Here is a 13,163-nt window from a genome sequence, read left to right on the forward strand (position 1 = left end):
GTAAAAACAAACAAGAAATGTTATAATAAATTAATGAAACGTTGTCTTTAATTATTCGTATAAACGTAGTGATAAAATACAAACAAGAATGGAGGAAATCTGATTGGGCAGAAGAATTTTACTATTTATCTTAACCAACATTCTCGTTATTACTACAATTACGATTGTGTTTACGGTCTTGCGTATGGCTGGAGTAGATATTTCTACGTACACAGCTGGCGGCGGCATAAATTATCTTGCTCTCTTTATAATTAGTGCAGTGATTGGTTTCTCAGGTTCCTTTATTTCGCTAGCATTATCAAGATTCATGGCTAAAAAGATGATGGGCGTTCGTGTTATTGATCCTGGTAACAGCACAGGGGCAGAGCGTGAGCTGGTTGAAAAAGTTCATCGTCTCTCAAGAAGTGCAGGGCTTATGCACATGCCGGAAGTAGGCATTTACAATTCACGAGAAGTAAATGCTTTTGCGACCGGACCTTCTAAAAAGCGTTCATTAGTAGCAGTTTCCACCGGCTTGTTGAATTCGATGGATGATGATGCCGTGGAAGGGGTGCTCGCTCATGAAGTTGCTCACGTTTCGAATGGTGACATGGTTACCATGACGCTTTTGCAAGGCGTAGTAAATACATTTGTCGTTTTCTTTGCACGTATTGCTGCAGCTATCGTTTCCCGCTTTGTGCAAAATGATGCGATGCGAGTGTTTGTACACTTTGGCGCTATTATTGTATTTCAAATTTTATTTTCTATTCTTGGAAGCATAGCAGTTATGGGATTCTCCAGATATAGAGAATATCACGCTGACCGCGGAGGAGCAGATTTAGCTGGTAAAGATAAGATGACGCATGCTTTGCGGGCCCTTCAAGCACATGTGAATAAAGTTGATAATAGTCAAACCTCCATGCAAACGTTAAAGATAAATAATAAATCTTCCATGGCTATGCTGTTTTCATCGCATCCGCCACTAGAAGAACGTATTAAACGTTTGCAGGAAAGATAAAGAAGAGGGGCTGTCTCATTGATTTTAGACAGCCCCTTCGTATTATAAGAATAGCCTAATCTTTCATCAGATCTAGGTTATCTTTTTTTATGGTTGATATCATCATGGCAGTCTGAAGAGGAGCACCTTAAAAGTTGCAGGGCCCTTATCAAAAATTTTTTATTGTTCTTTGTACAGGCCTTTAATTCATATTTTAAAAAGGATCATTATTATGAAGGAGGGCCTTCATTGAAAAATAATTGGGAAAGGGCTGCACGCGAAGAGCACTTATTTTGGCTTCAGATTCTTGGAGATCATGCCCGGTTCATTCATGATACACTTGCACCATCCGAGAGAGATTACATTGCTGCAGCACAAGGATATGCTGATTTATTTGACCAGCTGCTTGAACGAGCAAGGGCTAGTTCGAACAGTTATTCTTTAGAAGAATTAACCGCTTATGCACAACAGGCTGCCAAAGATATTCGTTTTTTAAAGCTGCAAATTATTCGTACCCAGCTGACAGGAAAAATTAAAATTGAGCTGACCCCTACATTTATTAATCATATGGTAAATGAAGTAGAAGAGTATTTGCGTATTCTCGAATTTTTAATGAAAAAAGAAGTACCACCAATTTGCCATCCGCTTCATTATCACCTTGTCTGGCTTATAGATGCGGCTGGTCATGCGGGGGCAATTGCAGACTCTTTGGATAAAGTAGAAACAGCATTGAAAGAGCGGTCGATGATGTTTGAAAAAGATTTTGATCATTTTTACTTAAAAGCAGTGGAAATGGCGGGGTATTTGCGTTCAAACGTAGACAACTTTCCGGCCCTGCAGCGCATGAATCATGAAGTCAGTTTAGAGCTTCATATTTTCCGCTGCTTTTTACAAGAGTTAGAAGAAATGGGATTGACAAAAGAAATGCTTGGCACGCTGACTCCTCTCATGGCCGACCATATGGCAAGAGAAGAATGCTACTATTTAATGAAAGTTGCTGAATCTGCACATACGCAGAAACCAGATTGTGATCCGGCTAAACCAAGAGTAGAATCATAATCATTTTTCCTCCCTTTATTAGGGAGGTTTTTTTGCCCTTTCTGCTGACAACTTCCTGGAAATTGTTTTCTTCGTGGAGTAAAATATAGGCACTCGAAATTAAAATATAGAAAGAATAGAGGGAGAGAGATGGAGGAGAAAGAACAGGCGTGGGGAGTCACTGCAGCTAGTCTTGCCTACTTATTCTGGGGCTTCCTTCCATTATATTGGAAGCTGGTTGGTCATGTGCCGTCAGAAGAGGTGCTCGCCCACAGAATTATATGGTCGGTCGGTTTTATGGTCATTGTCTTATTTTTGATGGGCCGCTTAAAAGGAGTATGGAAAGAAATACGGGAAACCTTTTCTTCAAAAAAGTCAGGTATAGCAATAACATTAGCAGCTATATTTATCAGTTTAAATTGGTTTATTTTTATCTTTGCGGTTAACAGTGACCGTGTGATCGAAGTTAGTTTAGGTTATTATATTAATCCTCTTATTAATATATTGCTTGCCACTCTCTTTTTAAAAGAAAAATTATCAAGAGCAGAAGGACTAGCATTTATACTCGCTGCAGCAGGTGTTGTTTTATTAACATTTCATTATGGCTACATTCCATGGGCAGCGCTTGCTCTTGCTTTATCCTTTGGAATATATGGTTTGATTAAAAAAACGGCAGTGGTTGGAGCATGGGCTGGTTTAACCATTGAGACAGCGCTTATGACGCCGTTTGCTTTACTGTTTCTTTTTTTAATAAGAGATGCGAAGACACCTATTTTTTATGGCAGCGTGGAAACGGCTTTGTTGTTGATAGGTGCAGGAGCAGCAACGGCAATTCCGTTATTATTGTTTGCAGCAGGTGCTAAACGTATTTCGTTTTCTTTAATTGGCTTTCTTCAATACTTTGCCCCGACTATTATGCTCATTTTAGGGGTGTTTCGCTTTCACGAACCATTTAGCTTCCAACAGCTGATCTCTTTTATTATTGTGTGGATTGGCCTTACCATTTTTACCGTTTCACGCTCAAAGACAACGATGAAAATCAGAAAAGAGAAACTTTCTGAACGAAAAGCAGTGTAGGTAAAGTTGCCAGTAAATTAAAACCTCCCTGTTTCTTTCTTCGTATTATTAATTGAGTGAAAAAGAGGAGGTTCAAACATGGAAACAGCTGCTGAAATATATTTCTCAGATAATTTTTCTCAGCTGGCCTCACTGACATTTTTAACAGAGAGCAAAACAAAATAGGCCAGCTTGATTTGAAAAGTGCGTATACTTCAAGTGTGGATGTGATGGGTACAAAAGGAAATATCCATTTACATGCTGCATTTCCCTTTTTTCACGTAGATGGGTGTTAAAAGACATGGAAGGCGAAAGGGTAGGAGAATTGCGCAGCCTTTTTTCTTTGTTTGCCAAACGATTTAAGTATGAAGCGATTGGACGAGGCAGTTATCTTGTCGAATCGGAAGCTTTTTCTCAGGAGGAGAGTTTACCATCACAGATGAAAGAGGCGGTAATAAAATAGCTTATTTTGAAAAAATAAGCGGATTTATGGAAGCTCCCGCCTATAAATTAAATCAGAGCGATTAAGTAATAAAGAACTTATTGCGGCAGTAATGGGAGTTAGAATGATACTTAAAAGAAAGCGAAATAAAAATGCCGCACCTCCTCCCGGACCATAATAGTTATATGAGAAGCCATGAAGCAAAAGATGCTTTGTGGTTTTTCTTAGTGTTTAGGAAATTATATTTTTCGAATTGTGGATAACTATCTCCATATTGTTTGATCCGCGTCTAGCTTCAGCGCCCAGCCTCTCGGGGTTAAATAACCTCCAGTCATTAAAGGCAAAGAGCGCCTTTAGTGACTGAAGAACATTTACCTGTCGAAGCTGATAAGGGCGCTTGCGCTTTTGTTCCGTCAAAAATAGAACCAGGAAAAATTCACCAAGCATTATCGTTGAGGGTGCGTTTATGGCCAAGAAATTATGAAAATGTCATCTTTGAATGTTTTATGACTAATTTGTGTGCATTTTGAAACATTTCCGTGAGAGTTATATGAAAAATGGCTGCATAAAGCCTGCTTACCAAATGAATTTGCTACGATATTCGTAAAGACTCAAGTGTGATAAAAATCACCTGGGAAGGAGTGTGGCATAGGGTGAAAAACATATATTCACGAGTAAAGCGCTGGGCAAAGCTGCTTGCTTTTGCTCTCTTGTTATTAGTAAGCGGCTGCGCTGAATTAACAGTATTAGATCCAAAAGGACCGGTAGGGGAAAGCCAGAAAGAACTAATTGTTTTTTCCATCATTCTCATGTTGGTAATAGTAGCGGTAGTTTTTATTGCATTCACCTATATGATCATTAAGTATAGAGAGCGTCCTGACCGTGATGAAAAGGATTATGATCCTGATCATCATGGAAATACAAAACTTGAAATTGTGTGGACAGTGATTCCTTTAATTATTGTGACAGCATTATCAATTCCTACTGTAATTACAATTTATGAATTGGAAGAACCACCTGAGAGTTCAAGTGATAAAGACCCGCTTGTTGTACACGCAACAGCAGCTGATTGGAAATGGTTCTTCAGTTATCCGGAAGAAGGTATTGAAACGGTGAACTATCTGCATATTCCTACTGACAGAGCGATAGAATTCCGTCTGTCTTCTGCTGATTCTATGGCTTCTATTTGGATACCTGCTCTCGGGGGACAGAAATATAACATGGCAGGAATGGAAAATACCTTATACCTTCAAGCGGATGAAGAAGGAACATATCAAGGTAGAAACTCTAATTATAATGGTTCAGGTTTTGCGGAGCAGAAGTTTGAGGTTCACGCTGAAAGTGAGGAAGACTTTGAAAGCTGGGTAGAAGAGGTGCAGAATGAAGCACCGGAATTAACTCAGGAAGAATATGATTCTCTTCTTTCTCCTGGGCTATTAGAAGAAATGGAATTCTCTTCAACTCATCTGGATTACGTGGACCATGGAACAAACGAAGGACGCGACTATTTAATAGAACGACATAAAGATGCATTTGAAGAGCCGCTGCATCTAAAAGGCGGAAGAGGTGTCGAGGATGAATAACTTGGCATTCAGAAAGTGGGTGAAATAACGTGGAATTTATAGACTTTCTGTTAGAGGATTTCTTTGTAACGGGCCAGCCATTAATATACGGTGCCATGGTTTCTATTGTTCTAGTATCTATTGCGATCGTATTTGTTTTAACCTATTTTAAAAAATGGGGATGGCTTTGGCGTGAATGGATAACAACCGTTGATCATAAAAAAATTGGGATTATGTATATCATCGCTGCTTTAGCGATGTTTTTCCGGGGCGGGGTAGACGCTCTTTTAATGAGAACACAGCTGACACTTCCGGGAATGGAGTTTCTGGATTCTCAGCACTATAACGAAATTTTTACGACCCACGGTACCATAATGATTATTTTTATGGCGATGCCGTTTTTAATTGGGCTGATGAACTACATTGTTCCTTTGCAAATTGGAGCAAGAGATGTGGCTTTTCCATTTTTAAACGCCCTTAGTTTCTGGTCTTTTGCTTTCGGGGCAATGATATTTAATATCTCTTTTGTCATCGGAGGTTCTCCCGATGCAGGTTGGACCAGCTATACGCCTATGGCAGGAGCAGCCCTTAACCCTGGACCAGCTCAGAACTATTATTTAATAGGGCTGCAGGTTGCAGGGATAGGAACGTTAGCAACAGGAATTAATTTTATGGTGACGATTTTAAAAATGCGAGCACCAGGAATGACCATGATGAGACTCCCTATTTTTACCTGGTCTACATTTATCACTTCTTTTATTATCGTGTTTGCGTTTCCTATCTTAACTGTAGCGCTGGCACTAATGACGATTGACCGTATATTTGGGTCTCATTTCTTTACTTTAACAGGCGAAGGAATGCCGATGATGTGGGCTAACCTCTTTTGGCTATGGGGCCATCCGGAAGTGTATATCGTGATTCTTCCGGCATTTGGTATATTTTCTGAGGTAATTTCTACATTTGCCCGCAAACAGTTATTTGGTTACAAGGCGATGGTATATTCCATGGTCGTTATCGCAGGTCTCAGCTTTCTCGTTTGGGTCCACCATTTCTTTACGATGGGTGCAGGAGGTGGAGTTAACTCATTTTTCTCCATCACTACAATGCTTATCGCAGTGCCGACGGGTGTTAAGATATTTAACTGGCTCGGTACGATGTATAAAGGCCGTATTCGATTTGATACGCCGATGCTTTGGTCGCTTGCGTTTATCCCTTGCTTTGTCATTGGCGGGGTAACAGGTGTGATGCTAGCTATGGCTGCAGCAGACTATCAATACCATAATACGTACTTTTTAGTTGCTCATTTCCACTACGTATTAATTGCAGGAACAGTGTTTGGATGTTTTGCCGGGCTGACTTTCTGGTACCCAAAAATGTTCGGCCACAAAATGAATGAAAAACTCGGTAAAATAAGCTTTTGGTTCTTTGTTATAGGGTTTAATGTATGTTTCTTCCCAATGTACTTCCTCGGATTCGCGGGAATGCCAAGACGTACGTATACCATTGAACCAGAATGGATGCCATTAAACGTAACAGCCTCTATTGGCGCAGTTCTTATGGCCATTGGTTTTGCCGTATTCGTTTATAATATTTATTACAGCTTCCGCTACAGTAAACGAGAAACTCACGGAGATACGTGGGACGGCAGAGCGCTTGAGTGGGCAACTACGACACCAGTTCCGTTTTATAACTTTGCGACCGTACCTAAAATAGAAGGGCCGGAAGCTTTTTGGAGAATAAAAGAAAAAGGCGGAACCACTTATGAAAAAGAAAAAGTGGAGCCTATTCATATGCCAAGCGATTCGGGCATGCCGTTTATCATGATGGCGTTTATGTTTGTTGCAAGCTTTGGTTTGATTTGGGAATGGATGTGGATGGCTATTCCAGGTTTAATTGGAGTACTTGTTTGTATGGTTATCCGATCATTTGATTATGATGATGGTTTTTACGTTTCGGTGGAAGACATTAAAAGAACAGAAGAGAAGGCAAGGGAGGGAGAACAATGAGCGCACACACGGATTTAAACACCGGACCTCTTGAATATCGGACGCAGGAAGGGCGCATGAGTATTTTAGGGTTTTGGATCTTTCTTGGAGCAGAAGTAGTTTTGTTCTCCACTCTTTTTGCCACCTATGCTGTATTATTTGGACGGACAGCTGATGCTCCTGTTCCGGCAGACCTTTTCGAGCTGCCGATGGTTCTTATTATGACCTTTTTACTTTTAACAAGCAGTTTCACATGCGGCATAGCTATTCATCATATGAGGCGCGGGTCATTAAAAGGGTTGTTTGTTTGGCTTGGTATTACACTGGCGCTTGGGCTTGGGTTTCTTGGATTTGAAATATATGAATTTGTCCATTATGCGCATGAAGGCGCATCGCTTCCATCAAGCGCCTTTTGGTCTGCCTTTTTTGTACTAACCGGAACACACGGTTTACACGTACTATTAGGTATCGGCTGGGCCGTTCTCATTTTAATTCAGCTGCGGCAGCGCGGCCTGACGCCGGTAACTACTAGAAAAGTCTTTGTTGTCGGGTTATACTGGCACTTTCTTGATGTAATTTGGATCTTCATTTTTACAAGCGTTTATCTGATTGGGAGGGTGGTATAAATGAGTGAACTTACCAAACGCTTCCCTAAACAGCATATTATTGGATTTGCAGCTTCAATAATTTTAACGGTGGCAGCTGCATGGGCAGCTGTTAGTTCTGACCTTCCAACCCCATGGATTATCACTTTTATTATGGTTTTAGCTGTTATTCAGGCAGGTATCCAGCTCTTTATGTTCATGCACATGACAGAAAGTGACAGTGGTGGTATACAGACAGGCAATATGCTTCATGGTTTCTTTATTGCTGCAGTTATTGTGGCAGGGTCTATTTGGACGATGTCATTTGGTTATACCCATGATCATGATGGCGGCGGTAATAGTGACAATAATGCTGAAACAGAACAACACGAGCATATGGATCATTAAAAAAATCCCCGTGAAGGCTAACAATAATGCTTCACGGGGATTTTTCTTATTTCATTTGAGAACGGAGCTCAGATCGGAAGGACGGTAATTTTTTTGTGTCCAGTTCTTTAAAGAAATTAATCAAGAGCATAATAAGAGCAACATCTGCTAACATTAAACTTCCGTAAAAAGCAATAATGGAAGTAGGAGCGTTAAGAACAGTGATCGAAGTGAAGTGACTTAGAAAGTAATCCCACATACCAAGCACCAGAGTACCCTGTAAAATAGCAAGTCCCCACATGCGGCGGCGGGCAAAAAATAATGGACAGACTGTAGCGAATATCATGAAAATTAGCAAAATATCCATATTAAACACCTCTTTAAAAGTAAACGGTTTCAATAGTTGTTACATTTATTGTAACAAATCATTCACAAAAAAGACATAAATAATTCAAAAATAATTCAATAATACTTTCTATAAACTTTTGAGGACTTTTGTCATAAATTTTATGGACAAAAGAATTTAAAAATAATAGAATTTTCTACATAAATATTAATAGTAGGGAAGATGTAAAAAATGAAGAAAGGAATGAGGCAGGTCACTCAAATCAGCTGATTACATGTACTTGTTGGAGTCCAAGAGAAAAGAAACGAGAAAAATAGTTACTAGAATTCAGCATGTAATAGACCGTTAAATATTAAGCTTCTCTTGTATTTGATTCTTGTTTTATAAAACAGGAAGCAGCCAACTTTCTACTATAGAAGATAGATAGCAGCGTGCTTCTTGAAATTTTAAGATATTCTCTCATGCTTATCAAAGCCTATTTTATCTTAATACATTGCCACCAGATATTTTTACGGATTCTCCGATTATGTTTGACGCCGCATCTGTTAATAAATAAGCAATCGTGTGGGCTACTTCTTTAGGGTCTGTTAAGCGGCCGGAGGGAATACTGTTTTTTGCTGCTACCAGCTGTTCTTCAAACGAGCGTCCCTCACGTTTTGCTTTATTTTTAATAGCTGCTTGTCCCATCTCTGTCTCTACATAGCCAGGGCATACAGCATTCACTCGAACCCCATAAGAAACAGCTTCTACTGCCATGGAGTGAGTGAAGCCGATTAATGCAAACTTTGAAGCAGCATAAGCTGTATTTCCGTGTGTTCCGCGCAAACCGGATAAAGAAGAAACGTTAACAATAGCTCCTTCTTTCTTTTCCCGCATGGTTTCATAAACCAACTGACTTAGTAAAACAGTAGACGTATAATTCACATGCATAATCCGTTCCATTTCCGATTGAGTAAGGTTTTCCACAGTGGCGCCGCCAATCACTCCGGCTGAGTTGACAAGTAAAGAGATAAAACCATTAGCCTCCTGTGATACCTGAACAAGTGCCTTTCTGTCGCTTTCCTGGCCAATATCCGCTGCAAACGAAAGTACCTTGGACTGGGGAGAAGATTTTAATATATCATTTTCTAACTCTTTTAGCTTTTCTTCTCTTCGTCCGGTTATTGTAACAGCAGCTCCCATGGAGGCAAGCAGTATTGCTGTTTCATATCCTATCCCGCCTGTCGCACCTGTTACTAAAGCATGCTTTCCCTTTAAAGCATCATTTACAAAAATAGTCATTAGCTCGATGCTCCCTTCTAACTATTCTTTACTAAACTTAATACAAATGACCGTCAGAAGTAAACGCTCCTCCCGAATAATACTGCGCTATATAGGAAAACTGAGGATATTCACAGATTTATAAGTGTAACCCCGTCTCCAATCAGTTTCTAAAAAAGAGACATGGCGGCAATCATAGCTCACCATGCCTCTTTTTAGTGTTTACCAGCTGGATTTTTTAACTCCTGGTACTTGTCCTTTATGCGCAAGTTCACGAAAAGCTATACGAGAAAGATTAAATTTCCGCATATATCCGCGCGGTCTGCCTGTCATTCCGCAGCGGTTATTACGGCGGGTCGGAGATGAATCGCGGGGAAGCTTTCGAAGAGCTTCATAATCTCCTGAATCTTTCAATTCTTTGCGAAGATCAGCGTATTTCTCCACTAATTCCTGCCGTTTTTGTTCTTTTGCTACTTTCGCTTTTCGTGCCAATACCTTCTCCTCCTTTCATAAATTTTTAGGTTTATATATAATCGTAATCAATACGATTTGAAATCCTGGTTTAGTAATATAACATAAAATAGTTTCATAGTAAACTGATGAATAACTTCAAAAGAAAACGATGAGATTATATTATTCTGTTAATCTTTTTTAAAAATATTATATTTTGTAATAAACCGATTTTAGAGAGTATATTTCTATATTTTTCTATCTAGTGCCCACATTTTACAATTAATCCAGTGTATATTATTTTTATACTTTTTAGCATGTGACATTATTGCCTGAAAAAATAATCCAAAGTTATCCATTCTAAACAAAAACACTTCCATTCAGTACCTTTTTTAAATTCATAACGACAATTTCTTTCACCTAATGAACTAATGATCAAATAAATAATGGTAAGAGCCCAGAGATATTGATGAAACTTTATCGATGGTTAATTGGTTTAGTGATAAATGCATAGATATTAACTCAGCTCCACCAGGAGATTTTATTATGATACAAGTAAACTTTTAATGTGGTATACGGCTAAATAGCCATACCCCATTTTTCTTTATTTTCATTATTTTTCCATACTTCTAAATAGTCAAGTTGTCCAATAATTTCTGACATTACAAGAAAAAATTGTTGATCGTATATACGACCATAATACTGTTCTGCTATTTCTCCACCTGTTCTGGCCCCTTGATCAATGAGAGTCATAATTTTTTCTCCTTTCACTTCTATTCTGAGTAGCCGTAATTTGATTAATTCATGTGGATCCTCTATTACTGATCCATGCCCGGAATAAACGAGATTAATAGGAAGAGATTTAATTTAATGAAGAGTCTCGATATTTTGTGAAAGAGAGGGAATACGCTCTCCGTTATCATCCGGCTCAACAAATGCGTTACTAGAAATGTGGTCAATTAATGCATCAGCACCAAAAAGAACACCGTTATCCTCTTCCCATAATCCAATTTGATCTGGAGCATGACCTTGTAAATGAAGAACTTCGACCATAGGGAGGTTAGCTTCTTCTATAGGTTTTACATTAACATTTATGATAGACTCATGGTTTTGTTCAATGGAGCGAGTGAGATATTCAGAGTAAGCTTCTCCTTTTTCACCGCAACCAAACTCTTGATATAACCTTTTAAAAAAATCAGCTCGTTTCTCCAACAAAGATTTAATTCCTTTTAAACGAGGCAAAGATTTCTTATGGGCATAAACAGGAATATTTTGTTCTTCTGTCAACTGGTTTACAAGGCCGCAATGATCCTTATGATGATGACTTAGGATAATAGAGGAAATATCAGAAGTAGTGTACCCATTTTCTTTAAGAGTTTGTTGCAGTGCATTCCATTACATAGGCCCTTTCCAGCCTGCATCAAACAAGATTAATTGATCGTTTAAAGAGATAAGATAAAAGTTTACCGTTCGCAGATCACCGCCTATTGATACAGTGATTGGATGAAAAGTAAAACGAGAAGTATAAACAGAAGCCATAAGAAACTCCGCCTTTAAAATTATTTTTAATGCACGAAAGATAATAAAAAACATTATAATTAATTAATAAAAATCTACACATGGTGATTATACCGCGAAAAGTTTATTTTTCCTATAATTTAAATAATGTTTTTTTGACGAAAGATAAAAAAGTATTGTGTTTTTTTGGAAAGAAATATATGATAAAAATAACAACTTGGAAAGGAGGAAATAAAAAATATAAATGTAAACGCTATCTTTAAATTCAAAGGTCATTTTTGCGAAAAAAGAGCGCAATAAACTAGACCAGTAATAATTTGTGAATTACTGGAAGTCGCGAGAGGTTATGCTATGACGGCTTCACGTCATATATTCACGCCCCTCTCTAGCGAAAATAGTTGGTGATTGCGTAGTAGCGCATCCACCAGACGCACTAGTTTTCTTACAGTTAGAACGAGAGCTCGTTTGTGTTGATGTTTTGGTACTTCTCCGAATTTTTTCACGTAATATGCCTGGTATTCCGGTGCTTTCCTACGTACAGTGTTGGCGGCTTCAACTAAGTAATACCGTAAGTACTGGTTACCTTGACGCGTCAGAGAAGTATCCTCTGCCGTAAACCGGCCGGATTGATGGGTCCGCCAATAGAGGCCAGCGTATTTCGCCACTTTCGTTTCATCGTCAAATCGTTCAATTTGACCGATCTCGGCAATGATACCGGCAGCGAAGACCGGACCGATACCGGGAATGGATTCCACCGTTTGGGTGAGTCCATGATCCGTTTAATGGTTGTAATTGTCAACTGAAAATTCCCCCACATAGTCATTTAAAACTCCCCCACCTAAAATTTCCATTTAAGGGAATATTTATTTAAGATGAGGGGATACTGATGAGATTCCCGTTCTTCTTACACAGACTGCTGATCTTGGAGCCACTGTTTTGTTTCTTTCATGCGATACGAGTTTCCATTCATATTTACGATATACGCCTGATGAGTTAAACGATCAATCATTGCTGCTGTCATCACAGGGTCTTGAAAAATCTCCCCCCAACGTTCAAAAGAAAGATTCGTTGTAATAATGGTGGATTTCTGTCCTGCTCTTAAGGATAGGTGGGTAAATAAAAGTTCAGCCCCTTCTTTATCAAAAGAGATATATCCCATTTCATCCGCAATGACGAGGTCATATTTTTCAAAACGGTTTTGAAACGTCCGCAGGGTCTGCTCTGAACGGCATTCTTTGATCCGATTAATGAGTAACGGGACGGTTGTAAACCAAACCTTATATCCTTCCAAGCACGCCTTGATTCCCAAACCGATACTCATGTGCGTCTTCCCAGTCCCTGGATTGCCTGCTAAAATAACATTTCTCCCTTCCTTGATGAAATCAAGCGATTTGAAGCGCTTGTAGTTCTTCTGTGCATCCTCTGGCAACTCTTTAACAGACAAGTCTTCGATGTATTTTTTGTATGGAAATTCGGCTCGTCGAATGCGATTATACCTTGCGGTTTCTTGTCTCGTGTCCATTTCTCTTTCCAGCAGTAAAGCCAAAAATTCTTCATAG

At 39.1% G+C, this 13,163-nt stretch carries 16 protein-coding genes and 1 pseudogene; 9 read left to right on the plus strand and 8 right to left on the minus strand.

The genetic code is table 11. The annotated features are described in order from the left end of the window. Window positions 1-103 precede the first annotated feature (103 nt). The 9 genes from htpX to qoxD all read left to right on the plus strand — a co-directional run bounded on the left by htpX (window position 104) and on the right by qoxD (window position 8,051). Window positions 104-997 (plus strand): protease HtpX, encoded by an 894-nt coding sequence (gene htpX / locus ACE1TI_RS16080; protein WP_375008573.1) that lies wholly within the window; start codon window positions 104-106, stop codon window positions 995-997. Window positions 998-1,225: 228 nt separating this feature from the next. After that, window positions 1,226-2,035 (plus strand): DUF2935 domain-containing protein, encoded by an 810-nt coding sequence (locus ACE1TI_RS16085; protein WP_375008574.1) that lies wholly within the window; start codon window positions 1,226-1,228, stop codon window positions 2,033-2,035. 129 nt (window positions 2,036-2,164) lie between these two features. Continuing rightward, the gene (gene rarD / locus ACE1TI_RS16090) at window positions 2,165-3,091 is read left to right on the plus strand and encodes an EamA family transporter RarD (protein WP_375008575.1); all 927 of its coding nucleotides are present in this window, start codon (window positions 2,165-2,167) and stop codon (window positions 3,089-3,091) included. Window positions 3,092-3,371: 280 nt separating this feature from the next. Next, a complete protein-coding gene (locus ACE1TI_RS16095; RefSeq protein ID WP_375008576.1) occupies window positions 3,372-3,533 on the plus strand; it encodes a hypothetical protein in 162 nt (53 codons plus the stop codon). A gap of 335 nt (window positions 3,534-3,868) precedes the next feature. Further along, on the plus strand, window positions 3,869-4,042 hold the full coding sequence (locus ACE1TI_RS16100) for a hypothetical protein (RefSeq protein ID WP_375008577.1): 174 nt from the start codon (window positions 3,869-3,871) through the stop codon (window positions 4,040-4,042). Between the two features lie 123 nt (window positions 4,043-4,165). Next, window positions 4,166-5,095, plus strand: coding sequence for a cytochrome aa3 quinol oxidase subunit II (gene qoxA, locus ACE1TI_RS16105; RefSeq protein WP_375008578.1), 930 nt, complete (start codon window positions 4,166-4,168; stop codon window positions 5,093-5,095). Window positions 5,096-5,190: 95 nt separating this feature from the next. Next, complete coding sequence (qoxB, locus tag ACE1TI_RS16110) at window positions 5,191-7,080, plus strand: cytochrome aa3 quinol oxidase subunit I (RefSeq protein WP_375008590.1); 1,890 nt, start codon at window positions 5,191-5,193, stop codon at window positions 7,078-7,080. After that, a complete protein-coding gene (qoxC, locus tag ACE1TI_RS16115) occupies window positions 7,077-7,685 on the plus strand; it encodes a cytochrome aa3 quinol oxidase subunit III (RefSeq protein ID WP_375008579.1) in 609 nt (202 codons plus the stop codon). The genes qoxB and qoxC overlap by 4 nt, the downstream gene beginning before the upstream one ends. Then, on the plus strand, window positions 7,686-8,051 hold the full coding sequence (qoxD, locus tag ACE1TI_RS16120; RefSeq protein ID WP_375008580.1) for a cytochrome aa3 quinol oxidase subunit IV: 366 nt from the start codon (window positions 7,686-7,688) through the stop codon (window positions 8,049-8,051). Between the two features lie 46 nt (window positions 8,052-8,097). Here qoxD and ACE1TI_RS16125 read toward each other — a convergent pair whose 3' ends face one another. The 8 genes and pseudogenes from ACE1TI_RS16125 to istB form a co-directional block, all read right to left on the minus strand. Further along, the gene (locus tag ACE1TI_RS16125; protein ID WP_375008581.1) at window positions 8,098-8,397 is read right to left on the minus strand and encodes a hypothetical protein; all 300 of its coding nucleotides are present in this window, start codon (window positions 8,395-8,397) and stop codon (window positions 8,098-8,100) included. A 459-nt stretch (window positions 8,398-8,856) separates the two neighbouring features. Beyond that, entirely contained in the window at window positions 8,857-9,657 is an 801-nt protein-coding gene (locus ACE1TI_RS16130) for an SDR family NAD(P)-dependent oxidoreductase (protein WP_375008582.1), read from the minus strand. Window positions 9,658-9,858: 201 nt separating this feature from the next. After that, on the minus strand, window positions 9,859-10,128 hold the full coding sequence (gene rpsN, locus ACE1TI_RS16135) for a 30S ribosomal protein S14 (RefSeq protein ID WP_375008583.1): 270 nt from the start codon (window positions 10,126-10,128) through the stop codon (window positions 9,859-9,861). A 537-nt stretch (window positions 10,129-10,665) separates the two neighbouring features. Further along, a complete protein-coding gene (locus ACE1TI_RS16140; protein WP_375008584.1) occupies window positions 10,666-10,839 on the minus strand; it encodes a hypothetical protein in 174 nt (57 codons plus the stop codon). Between the two features lie 114 nt (window positions 10,840-10,953). Beyond that, window positions 10,954-11,472, minus strand: a complete 519-nt coding sequence (locus ACE1TI_RS16145) for an MBL fold metallo-hydrolase (RefSeq protein WP_375008591.1) — start codon at window positions 11,470-11,472, stop codon at window positions 10,954-10,956. Between the two features lie 9 nt (window positions 11,473-11,481). Further along, window positions 11,482-11,625, minus strand: coding sequence for a hypothetical protein (locus ACE1TI_RS16150; RefSeq protein ID WP_375008585.1), 144 nt, complete (start codon window positions 11,623-11,625; stop codon window positions 11,482-11,484). 344 nt (window positions 11,626-11,969) lie between these two features. Then, window positions 11,970-12,371: pseudogene (locus ACE1TI_RS16155) on the minus strand (transposase); the annotation flags it as partial. A 137-nt stretch (window positions 12,372-12,508) separates the two neighbouring features. Beyond that, window positions 12,509-13,163, minus strand: a 655-nt coding sequence (gene istB, locus ACE1TI_RS16160) for an IS21-like element helper ATPase IstB (protein ID WP_375008586.1), incomplete at its 5' end; no start/stop codon positions are given.

Origin of the sequence: Alteribacillus sp. JSM 102045, assembly GCF_041949975.1 — a bacterium.
Classification (GTDB): Bacteria; Bacillota; Bacilli; order Bacillales; family Marinococcaceae; genus Alteribacillus.

What these genes read in the sequence shown, in the direction of transcription:
- ACE1TI_RS16150 (WP_375008585.1), bottom strand. Translation starts at nt 11,625, where the DNA reads ATGGCTTCTGTTTATACTTCTCGTTTTACTTTTCATCCAATCACTGTA.
- qoxC (WP_375008579.1), top strand. Translation starts at nt 7,077, where the DNA reads ATGAGCGCACACACGGATTTAAACACCGGACCTCTTGAATATCGGACG.
- rarD (WP_375008575.1), top strand. Translation starts at nt 2,165, where the DNA reads ATGGAGGAGAAAGAACAGGCGTGGGGAGTCACTGCAGCTAGTCTTGCC.
- qoxB (WP_375008590.1), top strand. Translation starts at nt 5,191, where the DNA reads ATGGTTTCTATTGTTCTAGTATCTATTGCGATCGTATTTGTTTTAACC.
- ACE1TI_RS16140 (WP_375008584.1), bottom strand. Translation starts at nt 10,839, where the DNA reads ATGACTCTCATTGATCAAGGGGCCAGAACAGGTGGAGAAATAGCAGAA.
- qoxD (WP_375008580.1), top strand. Translation starts at nt 7,686, where the DNA reads ATGAGTGAACTTACCAAACGCTTCCCTAAACAGCATATTATTGGATTT.
- ACE1TI_RS16130 (WP_375008582.1), bottom strand. Translation starts at nt 9,657, where the DNA reads ATGACTATTTTTGTAAATGATGCTTTAAAGGGAAAGCATGCTTTAGTA.
- ACE1TI_RS16095 (WP_375008576.1), top strand. Translation starts at nt 3,372, where the DNA reads ATGGAAGGCGAAAGGGTAGGAGAATTGCGCAGCCTTTTTTCTTTGTTT.
- ACE1TI_RS16125 (WP_375008581.1), bottom strand. Translation starts at nt 8,397, where the DNA reads ATGGATATTTTGCTAATTTTCATGATATTCGCTACAGTCTGTCCATTA.